This window comes from Paenibacillus pabuli, from assembly GCF_039831995.1.
Classification (GTDB): domain Bacteria; phylum Bacillota; class Bacilli; order Paenibacillales; family Paenibacillaceae; genus Paenibacillus; species Paenibacillus pabuli_C.
Map to the genome: position 1 here is coordinate 3638735 of NZ_JBDOIO010000003.1, position 17579 is coordinate 3656313.

At 48.4% G+C, this 17579-nt stretch carries 13 protein-coding genes and 3 rRNA genes; all 16 read right to left on the minus strand.

From position 1 onward, the window contains the following. Window positions 1–107: 107 nt before the first annotated feature. Window positions 108–224, minus strand: a 5S ribosomal RNA gene (rrf, locus tag ABGV42_RS18320). A gap of 83 nt (window positions 225–307) precedes the next feature. Beyond that, window positions 308–3233 (minus strand): 23S ribosomal RNA (locus ABGV42_RS18325). 246 nt (window positions 3234–3479) lie between these two features. Then, window positions 3480–5031 (minus strand): 16S ribosomal RNA (locus ABGV42_RS18330). The 16S, 23S and 5S rRNA genes sit together here, the layout of an rRNA operon. A gap of 530 nt (window positions 5032–5561) precedes the next feature. Continuing rightward, window positions 5562–6779 carry a TraB/GumN family protein gene (locus tag ABGV42_RS18335; protein ID WP_347382915.1) on the minus strand — a complete coding sequence of 406 codons (1218 nt, stop codon included), beginning with the start codon at window positions 6777–6779 and terminating at the stop codon, window positions 5562–5564. Window positions 6780–6968: 189 nt separating this feature from the next. Further along, entirely contained in the window at window positions 6969–8267 is a 1299-nt protein-coding gene (locus ABGV42_RS18340; RefSeq protein ID WP_347382916.1) for an ABC transporter permease, read from the minus strand. Continuing rightward, window positions 8260–9162 (minus strand): ABC transporter ATP-binding protein, encoded by a 903-nt coding sequence (locus ABGV42_RS18345; RefSeq protein WP_347383286.1) that lies wholly within the window; start codon window positions 9160–9162, stop codon window positions 8260–8262. Before ABGV42_RS18345 ends, ABGV42_RS18340 begins: the two co-directional genes overlap by 8 nt. 20 nt (window positions 9163–9182) lie before the next feature. Continuing rightward, on the minus strand, window positions 9183–10076 hold the full coding sequence (locus tag ABGV42_RS18350) for an ATP-binding cassette domain-containing protein (RefSeq protein ID WP_347382917.1): 894 nt from the start codon (window positions 10074–10076) through the stop codon (window positions 9183–9185). A 13-nt stretch (window positions 10077–10089) separates the two neighbouring features. Further along, window positions 10090–10482 (minus strand): GntR family transcriptional regulator, encoded by a 393-nt coding sequence (locus ABGV42_RS18355; protein ID WP_347382918.1) that lies wholly within the window; start codon window positions 10480–10482, stop codon window positions 10090–10092. A gap of 86 nt (window positions 10483–10568) precedes the next feature. Further along, window positions 10569–11282: a hypothetical protein gene (locus ABGV42_RS18360; protein ID WP_347382919.1), complete on the minus strand. Its 714-nt coding sequence runs from the start codon at window positions 11280–11282 to the stop codon at window positions 10569–10571. Window positions 11283–11620: 338 nt separating this feature from the next. Then, entirely contained in the window at window positions 11621–11992 is a 372-nt protein-coding gene (locus ABGV42_RS18365; protein WP_347382920.1) for a hypothetical protein, read from the minus strand. Between the two features lie 111 nt (window positions 11993–12103). Beyond that, window positions 12104–12568 (minus strand): DUF420 domain-containing protein, encoded by a 465-nt coding sequence (locus tag ABGV42_RS18370; protein ID WP_347382921.1) that lies wholly within the window; start codon window positions 12566–12568, stop codon window positions 12104–12106. A 36-nt stretch (window positions 12569–12604) separates the two neighbouring features. Continuing rightward, entirely contained in the window at window positions 12605–13525 is a 921-nt protein-coding gene (ctaG, locus tag ABGV42_RS18375) for a cytochrome c oxidase assembly factor CtaG (RefSeq protein WP_347382922.1), read from the minus strand. A 106-nt stretch (window positions 13526–13631) separates the two neighbouring features. Next, the gene (locus ABGV42_RS18380) at window positions 13632–13952 is read right to left on the minus strand and encodes a cytochrome C oxidase subunit IV family protein (protein ID WP_347382923.1); all 321 of its coding nucleotides are present in this window, start codon (window positions 13950–13952) and stop codon (window positions 13632–13634) included. Window positions 13953–13955: 3 nt separating this feature from the next. Continuing rightward, window positions 13956–14582, minus strand: a complete 627-nt coding sequence (locus tag ABGV42_RS18385; RefSeq protein ID WP_347382924.1) for a cytochrome (ubi)quinol oxidase subunit III — start codon at window positions 14580–14582, stop codon at window positions 13956–13958. After that, window positions 14579–16429 carry a cytochrome c oxidase subunit I gene (gene ctaD / locus ABGV42_RS18390; RefSeq protein ID WP_431523657.1) on the minus strand — a complete coding sequence of 617 codons (1851 nt, stop codon included), beginning with the start codon at window positions 16427–16429 and terminating at the stop codon, window positions 14579–14581. Before ctaD ends, ABGV42_RS18385 begins: the two co-directional genes overlap by 4 nt. Window positions 16430–16500: 71 nt before the next feature. Further along, window positions 16501–17553: a cytochrome c oxidase subunit II gene (gene coxB, locus ABGV42_RS18395; protein WP_347382926.1), complete on the minus strand. Its 1053-nt coding sequence runs from the start codon at window positions 17551–17553 to the stop codon at window positions 16501–16503. Between the last annotated feature and the right edge of the window lie 26 nt (window positions 17554–17579).

Genomic DNA, 17579 nt, shown 5'->3' on the forward strand with positions numbered 1-17579 from the left:
ATTACTAAGCATTTATTGAGAGAAACTTTTAACAGAGTATTCTTAGTCTTATCTTGCTTGAATATAAAATAAAAACCACCACCGAATTTCATCGGCAGTGGTTCTTTGCTTGGCAGCGTCCTACTCTCCCAGGACCCTTCGGTCCAAGTACCATCGGCGCTAGAGGGCTTAACGGTCGTGTTCGGGATGGGTACGTGTGGAACCCCTCCGCTATCGCCACCAAACGAGCATTTGTGGAACAAATGCGTTCAGAGATCATTCTCTGAAAACTAGATCCGAAACGAAATGTGCGATTAAAACCTGCAATTTGGATAAGCCCTCGACCGATTAGTACTGGTCAGCTCCATGCATTACTGCACTTCCACCCCCAGCCTATCTACCTCGTCGTCTTCAAGGGGTCTTACATACTGGGAAATCTCATCTTGAGGGGGGCTTCACGCTTAGATGCTTTCAGCGCTTATCCCGTCCGTACATAGCTACCCAGCGGTGCTCCTGGCGGAACAACTGGTACACCAGCGGTACGTCCATCCCGGTCCTCTCGTACTAAGGACAGCTCCTCTCAAATTTCCTACGCCCACGACAGATAGGGACCGAACTGTCTCACGACGTTCTGAACCCAGCTCGCGTACCGCTTTAATGGGCGAACAGCCCAACCCTTGGGACCTACTTCAGCCCCAGGATGCGATGAGCCGACATCGAGGTGCCAAACCTCCCCGTCGATGTGGACTCTTGGGGGAGATAAGCCTGTTATCCCCAGGGTAGCTTTTATCCGTTGAGCGATGGCCCTTCCATGCGGTACCACCGGATCACTAAGCCCGACTTTCGTCCCTGCTCGACTTGTAGGTCTCGCAGTCAAGCTCCCTTATGCCTTTGCACTCTTCGAATGATTTCCAACCATTCTGAGGGAACCTTTGGGCGCCTCCGTTACTCTTTAGGAGGCGACCGCCCCAGTCAAACTGCCCACCTGACACTGTCCCCGTACCCGCTAAGGGCACCAGGTTAGAACCTAGATACGATCAGGGTGGTATCCCAACGGTGCCTCCACACAAGCTGGCGCTCATGCTTCAAAGGCTCCCACCTATCCTGTACAGATCGTACCCAAATTCAATATCAAGCTGCAGTAAAGCTCCATGGGGTCTTTCCGTCTTGTCGCGGGTAACCTGCATCTTCACAGGTATTAAAATTTCACCGGATCTCTCGTTGAGACAGCGCCCAAGTCGTTACGCCATTCGTGCGGGTCAGAATTTACCTGACAAGGAATTTCGCTACCTTAGGACCGTTATAGTTACGGCCGCCGTTTACTGGGGCTTCGGTTCACAGCTTCGGATTACTCCTAACCGCTCCCCTTAACCTTCCAGCACCGGGCAGGCGTCAGCCCGTATACTTCGCCTTACGGCTTCGCACAGACCTGTGTTTTTGCTAAACAGTCGCTTGGGCCTTTTCACTGCGGCCCCCTCGTGCTATTCACACTACCGGGGCACCCCTTCTCCCGAAGTTACGGGGTCATTTTGCCGAGTTCCTTAACGAGAGTTCTTCCGCGCGCCTTAGAATTCTCTTCTCGCCTACCTGTGTCGGTTTGCGGTACGGGCACCTTCATCTGGCTAGAGGCTTTTCTTGGCAGTGTGAGATCATGACCTTCGCTACTGTAATTTTCACTCCCCATCACAGCTCAGCCTTATGGTTAGCGGATTTGCCTACTAACCAGCCTTACTGCTTGGACAGGCATCCATCAGCCTGCGTCACTACCCTACTGCGTCCCCCCATCGCTCGTAACGATTTACGGTGGTACAGGAATTTCGACCTGTTGTCCTTCGACTACGCCTTTCGGCCTCGCCTTAGGTCCCGACTTACCCTGAGCGGACGAGCCTTCCTCAGGAACCCTTAGGCTTTCGGCGGATCAGATTCTCACTGATCTTTTCGTTACTCATACCGGCATTCTCACTTGTATAATGTCCAGCGCTCCTTACGGTACACCTTCAACCCTTATACAACGCTCCCCTACCCCTGATGCAAAGCATCAAGCCATAGCTTCGGTGGTGTGTTTAGCCCCGTTACATTTTCGGCGCAGAGTCACTCGACCAGTGAGCTATTACGCACTCTTTCAATGGTGGCTGCTTCTAAGCCAACATCCTGGTTGTCTGTGCAACTCCACATCCTTTCCCACTTAACACACACTTGGGGACCTTAGCTGATGGTCTGGGCTGTTTCCCTTTTGACAATGGATCTTAGCACTCACTGTCTGACTCCCGGAAGTAAGTCTATGGCATTCGGAGTTTGACTGAGCTTGGTAACCCTTGCGGGCCCCGCACCCAATCAGTGCTCTACCTCCACGACTCTGTTTTCCGAGGCTAGCCCTAAAGCTATTTCGGGGAGAACCAGCTATCTCCGAGTTCGATTGGAATTTCTCCGCTACCCCCACCTCATCCCCGCACTTTTCAACGTGCGTGGGTTCGGGCCTCCAGTGCGTGTTACCGCACCTTCACCCTGGACAGGGGTAGATCACCCGGTTTCGGGTCTACGTCCACGTACTACATCGCCCTATTCAGACTCGCTTTCGCTGCGGCTCCGGCTCTTCACCTTAACCTTGCACGGGAACGTAACTCGCCGGTTCATTCTACAAAAGGCACGCCATCACCCCTAAAACGGGCTCTGACTTCTTGTAAGCACACGGTTTCAGGTTCTATTTCACTCCCCTTCCGGGGTGCTTTTCACCTTTCCCTCACGGTACTGCTTCACTATCGGTCGCTAGGAAGTATTTAGCCTTGGCAGATGGTCCTGCCGGATTCATACGGGGTTTCACGTGCCCCGCACTACTCGGGATCCGTCTCGGAGGGAACAGACTTTCAATTACAGGGCTTTTACCTTCTTTGGCGGGCCTTTCCAGACCTCTTCGTTTAACCGGTTCCTTTGTAACTCCATGTGAGACGTCCCACAACCCCAGAGAGCAAGCTCTCTGGTTTGGGCTGTTCCGCGTTCGCTCGCCGCTACTGACGGAATCACTATTGTTTTCTCTTCCTCAAGGTACTTAGATGTTTCAGTTCCCCTGGTATGCCTCTACATAACCTATGTATTCAGTTATGAGTAACTGGATATTACCCCAGCTGGGTTTCCCCATTCGGACACCCCCGGATCAAAGCTTGCTTACAGCTCCCCGAGGCAGTTTCGTTGTTCGCCACGTCCTTCATCGGCTCCTAGCGCCTAGGCATCCTCCGTGTGCTCTTAGTAGCTTAACCAATTGCTCAAGTGAGCAATGCAGTTATCACTAATATTTGAAACTTGTTTAACACAAGTTCAGCTAAAAGGAATGTTCTAATTCGCATTTTTCGTTTCGATATCTAGTTTTCAAAGAACAAGCTCCATGCAAAAGCAAGCTGTTTTGAGAGTTTGAGCTCTCAAAACTGAGCAACGAGTGAGCAACTAGCCGACCTGGCTAGATTTTGGTTTTGAATGTTTCCGCTACGGGAAACGATTCTCCATAGAAAGGAGGTGATCCAGCCGCACCTTCCGATACGGCTACCTTGTTACGACTTCACCCCAATCATCTATCCCACCTTCGGCGGCTGGCTCCTTGCGGTTACCCCACCGACTTCGGGTGTTATAAACTCTCGTGGTGTGACGGGCGGTGTGTACAAGACCCGGGAACGTATTCACCGCGGCATGCTGATCCGCGATTACTAGCAATTCCGACTTCATGCAGGCGAGTTGCAGCCTGCAATCCGAACTGAGACCGGCTTTTTAGGATTCGTTCCACCTCGCGGCTTCACTGCCCGTTGTACCGGCCATTGTAGTACGTGTGTAGCCCAGGTCATAAGGGGCATGATGATTTGACGTCATCCCCACCTTCCTCCGGTTTGTCACCGGCAGTCACCTTAGAGTGCCCACCCGAAGTGCTGGCAACTAAGATCAAGGGTTGCGCTCGTTGCGGGACTTAACCCAACATCTCACGACACGAGCTGACGACAACCATGCACCACCTGTCTTGAATGTCCCGAAGGAAAGGTACATCTCTGCACCGGTCATTCAGATGTCAAGACCTGGTAAGGTTCTTCGCGTTGCTTCGAATTAAACCACATACTCCACTGCTTGTGCGGGTCCCCGTCAATTCCTTTGAGTTTCAGTCTTGCGACCGTACTCCCCAGGCGGAGTGCTTAATGTGTTAACTTCGGCACCAAGGGTATCGAAACCCCTAACACCTAGCACTCATCGTTTACGGCGTGGACTACCAGGGTATCTAATCCTGTTTGCTCCCCACGCTTTCGCGCCTCAGCGTCAGTTACAGCCCAGAGAGTCGCCTTCGCCACTGGTGTTCCTCCACATCTCTACGCATTTCACCGCTACACGTGGAATTCCACTCTCCTCTTCTGCACTCAAGTCACCCAGTTTCCAGTGCGATCCGGGGTTGAGCCCCGGGATTAAACACCAGACTTAAATGACCGCCTGCGCGCGCTTTACGCCCAATAATTCCGGACAACGCTTGCCCCCTACGTATTACCGCGGCTGCTGGCACGTAGTTAGCCGGGGCTTTCTTCTCAGGTACCGTCACTCCTTGAGCAGTTACTCTCAAGGACGTTCTTCCCTGGCAACAGAGCTTTACGATCCGAAAACCTTCATCACTCACGCGGCATTGCTCCGTCAGGCTTTCGCCCATTGCGGAAGATTCCCTACTGCTGCCTCCCGTAGGAGTCTGGGCCGTGTCTCAGTCCCAGTGTGGCCGATCACCCTCTCAGGTCGGCTACGCATCGTCGCCTTGGTGAGCCGTTACCTCACCAACTAGCTAATGCGCCGCAGGCCCATCCTCAAGTGACAGATTGCTCCGTCTTTCCAGCTTCCTTCAGGCGAAAGAAGCAAGTATTCGGTATTAGCTACCGTTTCCGGTAGTTGTCCCAAGCTTGAGGGCAGGTTGCCTACGTGTTACTCACCCGTCCGCCGCTAAGTATCAAGAAAGCAAGCTTTCTATCAACTCCGCTCGACTTGCATGTATTAGGCATGCCGCCAGCGTTCGTCCTGAGCCAGGATCAAACTCTCCAATAAAGTATTGAAAAGAGCGATTAGCTCATTTTGAATCTGACGAGATTAAAAATCTCATTTGTTGTTCCAGTTTTCATACAGCCAATTGGCATGCACCAAAAACCTTCACGTTCATCCTGCAAGCAGAATGATTACTCACTCGTTGTTCAGTTTTCAAAGATCAAACGTTGTTTGCATCCGAGCGTTATTCTCTTCAGCAACTCTTATATATTATCACGTCCAAACCAATTTAGCAAGCACTTTTTTTAAGTTTCTTTCGAAGCTTTTCAGTAGCTTACGGCACCGTGTTTCTCGTGTTTTCTTGGCCGGAAAATTAATATATCATATATCGCAACATCTTGTAAAGTGTTTTATAAAAATAATATGTTCGTCAAATTTCCTGAGGTTTTCAAATTCCATGTTCTCATTCTCTAATAACTTGGATACGAGTGTTTCTTAGCCTCCATATATCTAGTCTTTCTTCTATATAAAGAATAACAACCCTCTCGCTTCTACTCAGAAGTGAGAGGGTTGTATCCAGAAATGATATATTGTTACTTACGTTCTACAGTATAACCCTTATCTTCAAGCAACTTCACGATGCCGTGCTCACCAAGGTAGTGGGCTGCACCTACAACGATAAAGTACTCCTCTTTCTTATCACTCTTCAGGTATCCATCAATCTTGTCAGCCATGCCAATGTTACGGTCGATCAGCATTGCTTTGTTGTACTCTTCGTTATCAGAGAAGTTATTGGTCAGATCAAGCAGTTGCTCATCATTACCTGTTTTCCACATCACAGCCATTTGGTTCACACTATCGTCCAGTACATCGAAGTTGTCCAGTGTTGCTTTCAGCGTCTCCTCTTGCAGCTCTTTGGAGAAGTCGTTAAACATGCCCAGTTGGGACTCGTAAGATTCTAGCTCAATAATAGGAAGTTTGCTCTCAATAGCCTTTTGAATGAAATACAGATCCACGCCCGCCGAAGCTTCATATCCAGCCGTCGCTGACTTCAGACTAGTGAGTGTACTTTCCGCAACCCAAGGCTTGAATGCATCCAGCGCATTAGGCTCCAGACCGTTTTTCTTCAGAATATCCCCTAGCTTGGTATACGTCTCTCTTGAAATATGATCCTTCAGCGTTGTTCCATCCTGGTAAGACCCCAGATCCAGAATCAGCTTCTGTTGTGCCTCGTCAGCCGCTTTGCTGATATCGATCTCTACGCCCAAGTAATCTGCTTCAGCGAAAGCTTCTTCAAACTCCTTAGGCAATGGGTAGAAGCTATCGTCTGCAATATGCATGGATCCCACCAGATATACCGTGTTTCCGTTACTCTCCACTTCCCACATGAAGCCGCGGCCACCCGTTTGTGCGACTGCTTCTGTTCCCTTGGAGACGAGTAGAACTGTACGCGTCTTCGCATCCCAGTTTACTTCATACCCTGCGGCATCTCCAACGATACGGATTGGCGCATAAGTTACGCCATTAATACGTGTAAGCTTGCTTTTGAGTGTAATCGTTTTTCCATCTACCACTGCCGTAATCGTATCATCCGTCGCAGTCGTCAGCTTCACATCCATGGCGTCAAGAGTGGAGCGAAGTGGAACCAATGTTGTTCCCTTATCATTGATCGGTGCCCCTACAGTGTATTCTACCGCCTGGTCATTAACTTTAACGGAAGTCCCTTGAGGCGCAGCCATGGCTGGCGCAGCTGCAGCGAGCAAACCAACCGATATGGTGAGAGACAAAAGCATGCGTTTCCAGTTTTTCATATTATGTAATCTCCTTTTAGATATATAGTAGATAAAATCTATTAGTTCAAAGAATGAACATACATCAATATTACGATAATAGACTGGGAGGGGTTCCACCTTTTTCCTAGCATGGTCCCCTCTTCCCTTATAATGATTTCTTTTTCTAAAAGCCAGTATTAGATTATTATTAGTTAGCTCGTAGTAGGCTTAAATTTTGTAAGCTTTCATTGCCTTGAACAATTCCTTGAAGGTTGGGCGCTTACCATACATCAACACACCCGTGCGATAGATTTTGGCAGCCAGCCAGCCGAAGATCAAGATCGATACGACCAGAATGGCTAACGACACTAATATCTCCCATGTTGGAGCAACCCCAGCCCCGATTCGTACCAAGATGGCCGTAGGCGAGGTGAACGGTATGAAACTGGCAACTTTTAATAACAGAATGTTCGGTGTTGCGATACTGAAAATTGCAATGTAGAACGAAACTAGCGAAAGCATCGTAATTGGCAGCACCGCTTGACCCAACTCTTCCGTACGGCTAACCATCGAACCAATCGCAGCAAACATCACCGCATATAGGAAGTAACCAAGGATATAGAAGATCAGTCCGTATACAATAACGGCGATATTTACATCACTCAGGTTCAAACTGAAATCACTCAGAACATCACGGTTATGAGGAAGCAGCACATTCCCTGCGACCACCGCACCGAAAATACCGATTTGAAGCATACCTACCATAAATATACCGATGATCTTGCCAAACATCTGACTCAGTGGAGACACGCTGGTAATCAAAATCTCCATAATGCGCGAACTCTTCTCAGCCGTGATCTCAGATGCGATCATATTCCCTGTCATCATTGTCGATGTGAACAAAAGGATGATCAGCAGATATACCACAATATAATTAATCGGGCTCATGCCATTCTCAGACCCCGCCTCAGCTCCCGCTCCTTCAGCACTCAAGCTTTGCTCACTTACCTTAACAGGTGTATTGATCAGTTCCTTTTGCTCAGCTGTAAGTACATCCTTCACAACGACATCCAGCTTCACACTTTGCAGTGCAGCTTCTATAGAAGCAATAATCTGAGGGGATACCTCTTCTGTTGAATACAGAATCGGCTGCGGGAACTCTTGTCCTTGGGCCGCCTCAAACTTCAGATACCCATCAGTAAGTCCGGATTCAGCGTCTGCTTTCAGCGCAGCTTCATCTTTAGTACCATCAGCAATGAATCGGTACGCCTGATCTCCTTGTGCGGACGAGAACTTCTCCAGCTTCTCCGATACTTCTGGCTGTCCAGCACTCAGAAGCCCAATATTTACAGGGTTGCTTCCTGCAGCCCCACCACCGCTTGATCCACCGTTAAACAAGGTAATGAAATAGGGCACATTAAGTCCGATCGAGATTAAAAGTGCGAGTACAATGGTCGTAACTACAAATGATTTTGTTTTGACTTTGTTTTTGAACGTAAATCCGGTGATTGTTCCCATTTTATTCATTCGAATCACCCACCTCACGAATAAAGATTTGGTTAAGCGTTGGTTCCTTGATTTCAAAATGCTCTACAGTAGTCTGATTCATTGCATGCTTCAATATCTCCTGGGCAGCCTCAACCTGCGCAATATGAATAAGATATCCACGCTCGTTTCGCTCCACCTTGTTAACACCGGCCAATTGATCCAAACCATCCACTTTGCCAGTGGTATTCAGGGATACCTGTTCACGCGGATAGCGGTTCTTGATCTCTTTGATCTCTCCCTGAACCACGGTGTTGGAGCGATGCAGGATTGTTATCTGACGACATAGTTCTTCAACATGCTCCATGCGATGTGTCGAGAACAGGATAGCCGTTCCTTCATCACGCAATTCCTTAACAGTGGATTTGAGCAATTCGACGTTTACTGGATCCAAGCCACTAAAGGCTTCATCAAGAATAAGAATCTGAGGACGGTGCACCACCGCAGCGATAAAGCCCATCTTTTGCTGGTTACCCTTCGATAACTCCTCAATCTTTTTGTCGTAATACTCAGGGACCTCGAATCGATCAAGCCAGTATCTTAGGCTTTTGTCTGCATCCTTGCCATTCATGCCGCGAAGGCGGGCCAAATAATTGATCTGGTCACTGACCTTCACCTTGGGATACAGTCCCCGTTCTTCCGGAAGATAACCCATGATCTGCTGCAGCTCGGTGCTATAAGGCTTGCCGTTATATCGTATCTCCCCACCATCAGGATGAATCAGACCAAGTACCATGCGCATCGTTGTTGTTTTACCAGCACCATTGGCACCCAGCAATCCATAGATTTCCCCTTCTTCCACATTAAGCGTTACACCATTAACAGCCGTCTTATCTGCATATTGCTTGACTACCTGCTTCAGTTCCAATCTGTTCATCATCTATCATCCTCCTTCGTTTATCTCCACAGTGTCGGAGCATACCCCGCAATCCAATATTGCAGCACTTCATCCAGCTCCAGGTTTCGGATTTTCATGATGCGATTACCCGCAAGCTCCAGTCTCTCCTGTGCTTCAATTACGCGGGTCGTAATCACCCGGATGGCACCATCCTCCTGCTTCGACTCAACTACACCTGGAATACTTTCAGGTCTAAGATCGCCTTCGTACCAGATTTCCCTCCACTGGTCGAGCACGACATCTTTCTCCGCCATTCCAAGCGATTGTCCCCGGTGCATCAGTACGATGTAATCAGCCAAACGCTTCACTTCATCTGCAATATGTGTTGCTATCAAAATGGTGGTATCCCCATCCGCCATGAAATTGCGGAACTGCTCAACCATGACCTTCCAGGCAAACGGATCTAGTCCTGATGAAGGTTCATCCAGCAGGAGCAATCTCGGCCGCGCCGCAAGCGCTGCTGCTATTTCGAATTTGCGCCGTTCTCCTTTGGACAACTTCTTCAGTTTCACATCATAGGGAACGTCCATATCATCCATTAGCTGGTTGAACAGCTTCGCATCCCAACGGGTATACCAATGTGCCCGGAATCTGGCAGCTTCAACAGCGGTAATATTGTCTTCTTCCGAACCTCCACCATCTGCAACAAAGCCAATATGCTCTCTCAGTTCTGTGGGAAGTTCGCCTTCGTAATGCTGACCGAACCACATGATCTGACCGGAATCCGGTAGGACGACCCGCTGAAGCATATTCAGCAGCGTGCTCTTTCCCGAACCGTTATGTCCCAATATGGCGACCACGTATCCTTCGGGAATTTCGAGATCAATCGGGCCAATGATTCTACGCTTGCGCATCTTGGATACACCGTTTAGCTGAACCGCTAGTGGTTCCATGTTTACTCACCCCTTATTTCGGATAGTAGATCAACTGCAGAATCTCTTGGAACAACCTTGCCATTTCTTCTTCACTGCAGCCAACCGATTTACCTGAAAGCACAGCTGCCTGCAGCGCCTCTCTTGCTGCTGTCAATTTGTAAGTTTCCCGATCTCCTGCCTCAACCTTGGCTACAAACGTCCCAGTACCCTGCTTCGTTCGAAGCAATCCTTCATTCTCCAGATCCTGGTAGACCCGGCGAACAGTAATCACGCTGCAGTTCAACGATCCTGCAAATTCGCGAATGGACGGCAAATGCGTTCCCTCCCCCAATTGACCCGTTATAATTAAAGATCTTAGCTGGTTTTCAATTTGGTGATATAAAGGTTCAGCACTGTTCTCATTAATTTGAATCGGTATATTCAAGCCCTGCACCTCACCCTCGCGTACACTTCAGTTCACTTGCACGATAGTGCCGGTCATCCTCGATGTCGTTCTATATTGACCTACCATCAACTCAAATCTCGCTTCGCTAATTTCCTTAGTGTGATGCGACTAAGCAACCACAATACTGCAAAACCTAGGATTAACGAACCCCACATGAAAGGTGATAACAACCCCCAGGTTTTACTGATCTCTACGGCATATCGCATTCCGTTTCCACCCATGATTCGAATAATGACCGCAATGAGGACAATCACAGGTATAAACAGCATGCTGATTAACAAATACTTTTTGCCTGTGTGTAAAAATTCCCCAAAGATATAAAACCCTGTGATCAGAACCCCATATCCTGTACAGGTTAGGGCAAAAGCTAGATATTGATCCCATCGGAATCCTTCCAGATGCATCACGGAGACATACAATGCGCCATAGTAGAATATGCCATTATAGATAAAGGCCAGCAATGCCTGCTGAATGCGTCCCCACATGACGGTCTCTGCCGAGATGGGAAGTCTGCGATAGTAGGTCAGCATTTGTGTATACGAATCTTCTTGTATGTAGCGAAAAGAACGTCTGGAAAAGATAAATCCTTGAAATGGAATCATCAGCATGAAGTAGGAATCGGAAATTGTGTTAAGCACATTTTCCTCCCTCTGTCCATGTAACATGACACCACCCATAGCTCCAACGTAGATCATAAACATTGCAGACCATAACCATTGAAGACGATCCTTGCTCCATTCGCTGCGGGTAAGCCACCACGCCTGCTTCCAATTGTTCATAACTTTGCCTGCCTTTCCATCTCACGCTTTACTGTGCAAGCTGTGTTCACTGTGTTTACTGTATATATCAATATACACAGTATACAGACCTTCACTTCGTATCGTCAACCCTTTTTTTCCTGAATCAGGAATATAACAGGAAATTTATTCCCTTACGCATGGAGATGATTCGATATGAAAGGAAGACAGCACGGCGGATCCCACTGTGATCGTTCAGCTTTGAGCTGCAAATGTGCAGGTAAACAAAAAAAAGAGAGCTGACTCCGATATTGTGCGAACACAAATCGGAATCAACTCTTTCAATTTTCCGGCACCTGTATGCAGAAGAGGTCAATCTTTTACACTAAATTGTAGCCGCTTGGCAAACTGCGATTACTGCGGATGGCACGGATTTGGGCCAGTGTCAGCCGTTGATTGGTGGAGATCAGGGATTCCACATCATTACCGCGAATCAGATCATCCAAATCCCTCAGATTGGTATTGCCACGATAGACGCGGAATCCACCCTGAAAGTTTGGTCTCGTAAACACAACCAGCGTTGCATTCGAACTTGTCGAGAAAAAGCGCAGGCTCTCTACTCCATCCAGAATATTGTCCAGATTGCGAAGACCCGTATTACCACGGTAGATCCGGCTTCTTCCTCTGTAGTTCTCTTCTGAATACACCGTGAGACGTGGATACGTTTGACTGACTTGAACTGTTTTTTTCATTTGTTGTTTCCCCCCTCTCGATCTCATTCTATGAAAGGATGCGAGAGAAGGTATGGACGATTGAACAAATCGATTCATCCATTTTTCATATTTTCAAAGAATTTGGTTTTTCTACACCCCGAGAATGACTTCCCATACGGGACGTGTATGCCCGCCAGGATACAGGAGATACAGAAGTACATATACTATGACGCCTGTCAGCGCGCTGCTGAACCAGATCATGGACGTAAACCGTCCCCAGCGGCGATGCGTAGCAAATTTTTTTTTGAATCCCAGCACCAGAGTAGAGATTCCGAAGACCGCAGCTGCCGTAGCGAGAATAATATGAAAAATCAGAAAGATTCGGTAGAAGATCTCCATCTCCGGATCACCGCCCCAAGCGGTATTTCCAACAAATATCGTTCGGGACATATAGATGATAAAGAAAAGCAGGGCCGCGACGGCCCCCGCTACCATCATGGATTGATGAGCCTCCTTTTTGCCGCGAACAATTAATACCCATCCAATCCCAACCAGTACAGCACTAATCACAATGAAAGAAGTACTGATCGTAGGCAGCAAAAAATGCATATCCATCGTGTGTTCCCCCTCTTGTCTGAACATAACCTAGGCTTATTTCGCAGGATTAAGCGGTCCACCTGAACGTTCTACAGGATATGGATCATCATCATCTTCGCGTTTTTCCTTGCGGTACCATTGAAAAAAAACATACGCCAGCATGGATACGAAGATACCCTCCTGAATAAATTTCATGACAATACCACCCACCTGCTGATCCTCCTTGGCGGAGGACAGGAAGTTGAAGAAGCCCGGACCTCCGAACGTACGCAATAATGCCGAAGAGTCTCCCGACACGCAATATCTCATGGCTTCCGCCCATACGGCAGGATTGCTATACGTTTCATATAATGGCTCGGACGCAAAAATAATCAGGCCGCAGGCGGGTGTTAACAGCACCATATTAAGAAAGATGAATCCAATCTTAGACAGCCCTGATGCCTGTCTTGCCTCCGGCAGCGGATTAAGGAGTGTCCACCACATAAGCATGGAGGTAATAAAGAGAACCGCGTAATACAGTCGGTGGACCGTAAAATGAAGCATGACATAATCATGGACAACAGGCAGATGATACAGCGAAAATAATCCGTTGAAGAGTAATGCAGCGACAATCGGATGAGCCAAAAAGGATAACTGCCTTGCTGGCAGCCACCGAATTACTTTTCGCCATACCCAGATCGGCAGTCCTTTCATTAATAAAGGTGGAGCAACCAAATAAGACAAAGCCATGCTTACCATGTGAAAGCTGAACATAACATGCCCCAGCAAATTAAATGGCCCAGCCTGGGCAAGGTAGAACACGGCGAGACCGATGATAAACATGATTTTCTGAGCAGCAGTAGCAGGTTCTGCATCAGTAACCCTTTCACTTAACGGACCTACGACAAACAGATATACAGCTGCAATGAGCAGAAATAATGCAAGAATTAAGGGACTCCATAAATCATTAAAACTAAAGTATTGCAACCCGAGCATACGGGAAACCTCCCGGTGACCTGATTTGGTTATAGCCTGAAACCAACTTTCCATTCCATCGCCTAAAAGGGGAAAAGACGGCGGCACTGCGCCGCCGCCATCTCATTTACCACCAAACCCAATAGAGTGCCATGATAATGCACGTGAATGCTACGAAAAATCCGAAAGCCATGAACAGGATGGGCATCAGATGACCCTTATCCTTCATGTGCATCCAGTATCCAAGCTGGACAAACACCTGAAGAATGGCCATGACCACCAAAAGGATAATGGTAAAGGACGTATTAACGCCCCCTGCCTTAACGGCTGCAAACGCAATGAGTGTCAGGATGATGGAGAATATAAACACAACGACATGCTTCTGCGGTCCTTCTGTCCGGTGACGATGTTTCACAGGTTGTTGACCACTTTTATCCTGTACCGACATGTGTTAACCCACCTTTCCGAGCAGGTAGACGACCGTAAAGATGAACACCCAGACCACGTCAATAAAGTGCCAGTACATTGCGGAGACGTATACCTTTGGTGCAGTTACGACCGTTAATCCTTTTCTGAACAGCTGCCCGATAATAAGTCCGATCCACAGAATACCAAATGCAACGTGGGCTCCATGGAATCCAACCAATGTGTAAAAAGCGGAGCTGAATGCACTGGTGGTCATCCCGAACTCTTTGTGCACCACATATTCATAGAACTCATAAATTTCAATACCGAGGAATCCAAGTCCCAGCACTACCGTAATTCCGAGCCAAAGTGCCAACGCATTTCGGTTGCCCCGATGCATGGCCTGGATCGCAAATACACTTGTCAGACTGCTGACGAGGAGTATAAAGGTAGCTGCTGCCACAAGCGGCAGATGAAACAGTTCATTTGCCGATGGCCCTTCATTCGTCTGGCCGCGAAGCGCCAGGAAGGTTGCGAAGAGTGTTCCGAACAATACCGTCTCGCCGCCAAGGAACAGCCAGAAGCCAATGAGCTTATTACGTCCCTCCAGCGTTGCTTTCTCCGGTTCGTGCGGCAATTGGCCACTTACCGGTTCGGCATGTGAAGTTGTCATGTTCTAACCCCCTTCTCATCCTGATCCTCCGGCTCGATATGCCAGCCATGATCGTCATAAAGTGACCGCAGTGCCATCGCTCCAAATGTAATCAGAAGGCCGATAATAACCACGATATAGTTATTGAATAGTCCGTTCATAAAGGCATTGCCGAAATCATCTTTGCTGAACATCAGGCCCAGTCCGGCAATGAAAATACCGACAGACATGACAAACGGCAGCGGCGTCGCAGATGGCATATGAATCGAACCTACCGGTTCAGCCGGTGTCATCTCCGTGTGTCCGGCCATCTTTTCCTTCCAATATGCATCGATTCCGCGAACAAGCGGAGTCTGCTTGAAGTTATATTCCGGTGGTGGAGACGGGATGGACCATTCCAACGTTCGGCCATCTTCCCACGGGTCATTTGGTGCATTCACCGGTTTTCTCGTTGTAATTACGATGTTCACGAGGAACATGATTACCCCGACACCCATCAGGAATGCTCCAACGGAGCTGACCAGGTTAAGCAGGTCAAAGTCCTGATTCGGCAAGTATGTAACGATCCGGCGCTGCATCCCCATAAGACCCAGAAAATGCTGTACGAAGAACGTTAATTGGAAACCGATCATGAATGTCCAGAATGTCCATTTCCCAAGTGTTTCGCTCAAAATGCGACCAAACATCTTTGGCCACCAGTAATGCAGGCCCGAGAACAATCCAAGAACCAAGCCACCAACGATTACGTAGTGGAAGTGGGCCACGACAAAGTACGTATCGTGGAACTGGAAATCAGCTGGTGCAGATGCGAGCATGACACCTGTGACACCACCCATGACGAAAGTTGGAACGAATCCTACGGCAAACAGGTTTGCAGCCGTAAAGCGGATCTGTCCACCCCACATCGTAAAGAGCCAGTTAAAGATCTTGATCCCTGTCGGTACAGCGATCAGCATGGTTGAGATGGAAAAGAGTGCGTTGGCCACATTACCCAGACCCGTTGTAAACATATGGTGTGCCCATACCATGAATCCCAGGAAGGCAATCAGGATCGTTGCAAACACCATGGAGCTGTAACCAAACAATCTCTTACGTGCAAACGTCGGAATAACTTCCGAGATAATTCCAAACGCTGGCAAGATGAGTATGTACACTTCCGGATGTCCGAAGATCCAGAAAATGTGCTGCCAGAGTACCGGGTTACCGCCATTTGCAACATCGAAGAAGTTGGCTCCCAGAATACGGTCAAATGTTAGCAGTACTAATCCTACCGTAATGGCAGGGAATGCAAAAAGGATAATGGCTGATGTGATAAACGTCGTCCATGTAAACATCGGCATCCGCATATAGGACATGCCTGGTGCACGCATCGTAATGATCGTGGCGAGAAAGTTAATGCCCCCGATGAGTGTTCCTAGACCGGCAATCTGTAGACCGATCGTGTAGAAATCCACACCATGGGTCCCGCTGTACTCACTACTGGAGAGCGGCGTGTATGACGTCCAGCCTGCATCAGGCGCCCCGCCCATAATCCAGCTCAGGTTGAGCAGCAGTCCGCCAAACAGGAACGTCCAGAAACCCAGTGCATTAACAAATGGAAAGGCGACGTCCCGGGCACCAATCTGCAAAGGGACAACAGCATTCATGATGGCAAATATGATTGGCATGACACCAAGGAAGATCATCGTTGTTCCGTGCATTGTAATCAATTCGTTGAAGACCTGTGCCGATACAAAATCATTCATCGGCTTCATCAGCTGAATCCGGATTAAAATCGCTTCAATCCCGCCAATTCCGAAGAAAAATCCACCTGCTATTAAATACAGAATCGCAATTTTTTTGTGATCGACGGTGGTGATCCAATCCATCAAGCCCCTGTACCGCTTGACGCTATGAGCATGAGCCAAGGTAGTGTACCCCCTTCTTCGTCCTTGCTGTTCTATTCATAGTCCAATTTGTAGTTGGCTAGATATTCGGCAATTCCGTCGATTTCTTCATCCGTAAGTCCAAGATCTTTTGGATTCGGCATCGTATTGCCTGGCTTCACGGATTGCGGATCATGGAGCCATTCTTTCATGTTATCCAGCACCGGATTGCCTTCTTCCTGTCCCTCACGCTGGTTCAGCAGGATACCTGCCACAGCTTCCTTGCCGCCGATTCCGGTTAGATTCGGCGCAACAGGTCCGCCCTGATCGCCAACTGCGTGGCAAGACAGACAGTTCGTTTTGAACTTTTCAGCAAGTTGTGTGTCTTCTGGCAGCACTGCCGGTGCTTTCATCTCATTGACCCATCTGTCAAAGGATTCCTGGCTGACTGCTTTTACTTTGAATTCCATAAAGGCATGCGACCTTCCGCATAATTCCGCGCATTTCCCGCGGTAAACGCCTTCATTTGGAGCTGAGAAGCTAAATTTGTTCACTGTTCCATCCGGGTTTGTGTCCATTTTGCCCGCAAGAGACGGCACCCAGAAGGAGTGAAGCACGTCTGCGGTTTTCAATTCGAATGCGATTTTTTTGCCGGTCGGGATGATAAGATCTTGAGAGGTGGTGACATCATATTGAGGATAAGTGAATTCCCACCAATACTGATGTGAGGTAACTTTGACCTGAATTGCATTTTTGTCCTTGGACAAATCTTCGCCTTGGGCAAAGATCGTCTGAACCGTCGGTACGGCCAGTACAATAACCAGCAATAGCGGAATGGCTGTCCAAATGACCTCTAGCTTGAAATTGCCTTCAACCTGTTCGGGAACTTCATTCTGCCCGGCACGCCTGCGAAACCGGATCAGCACATACGCAGCAATGGCAAATACAATGATGAGCACCACGATCATAATCGCAATGGACAGCTTCATCAGATCATATTGGCCTTGTGCCACAGGACCCTGAGGTTTCATTACCGACAAGTCTTCCCGCCCGCATGCGGATAGCAGTAAAGAGAACACCGCCAGCAAGGGGAGAATTCGCTTTGCAACCTGCCACTGTTTCATCATTGATCTACCCCACTTTTTTAACATTT

What these genes read in the sequence shown, in the direction of transcription:
- ABGV42_RS18335 (WP_347382915.1), bottom strand. Translation starts at nt 6,779, where the DNA reads ATGAAAAACTGGAAACGCATGCTTTTGTCTCTCACCATATCGGTTGGT.
- ABGV42_RS18340 (WP_347382916.1), bottom strand. Translation starts at nt 8,267, where the DNA reads ATGAATAAAATGGGAACAATCACCGGATTTACGTTCAAAAACAAAGTC.
- ABGV42_RS18345 (WP_347383286.1), bottom strand. Translation starts at nt 9,162, where the DNA reads ATGAACAGATTGGAACTGAAGCAGGTAGTCAAGCAATATGCAGATAAG.
- ABGV42_RS18350 (WP_347382917.1), bottom strand. Translation starts at nt 10,076, where the DNA reads ATGGAACCACTAGCGGTTCAGCTAAACGGTGTATCCAAGATGCGCAAG.
- ABGV42_RS18360 (WP_347382919.1), bottom strand. Translation starts at nt 11,282, where the DNA reads ATGAACAATTGGAAGCAGGCGTGGTGGCTTACCCGCAGCGAATGGAGC.
- ABGV42_RS18365 (WP_347382920.1), bottom strand. Translation starts at nt 11,992, where the DNA reads ATGAAAAAAACAGTTCAAGTCAGTCAAACGTATCCACGTCTCACGGTG.
- ABGV42_RS18370 (WP_347382921.1), bottom strand. Translation starts at nt 12,568, where the DNA reads ATGGATATGCATTTTTTGCTGCCTACGATCAGTACTTCTTTCATTGTG.
- ctaG (WP_347382922.1), bottom strand. Translation starts at nt 13,525, where the DNA reads ATGCTCGGGTTGCAATACTTTAGTTTTAATGATTTATGGAGTCCCTTA.
- ABGV42_RS18380 (WP_347382923.1), bottom strand. Translation starts at nt 13,952, where the DNA reads ATGTCGGTACAGGATAAAAGTGGTCAACAACCTGTGAAACATCGTCAC.
- ABGV42_RS18385 (WP_347382924.1), bottom strand. Translation starts at nt 14,582, where the DNA reads ATGACAACTTCACATGCCGAACCGGTAAGTGGCCAATTGCCGCACGAA.
- ctaD (WP_431523657.1), bottom strand. Translation starts at nt 16,429, where the DNA reads ATGGATTGGATCACCACCGTCGATCACAAAAAAATTGCGATTCTGTAT.
- coxB (WP_347382926.1), bottom strand. Translation starts at nt 17,553, where the DNA reads ATGATGAAACAGTGGCAGGTTGCAAAGCGAATTCTCCCCTTGCTGGCG.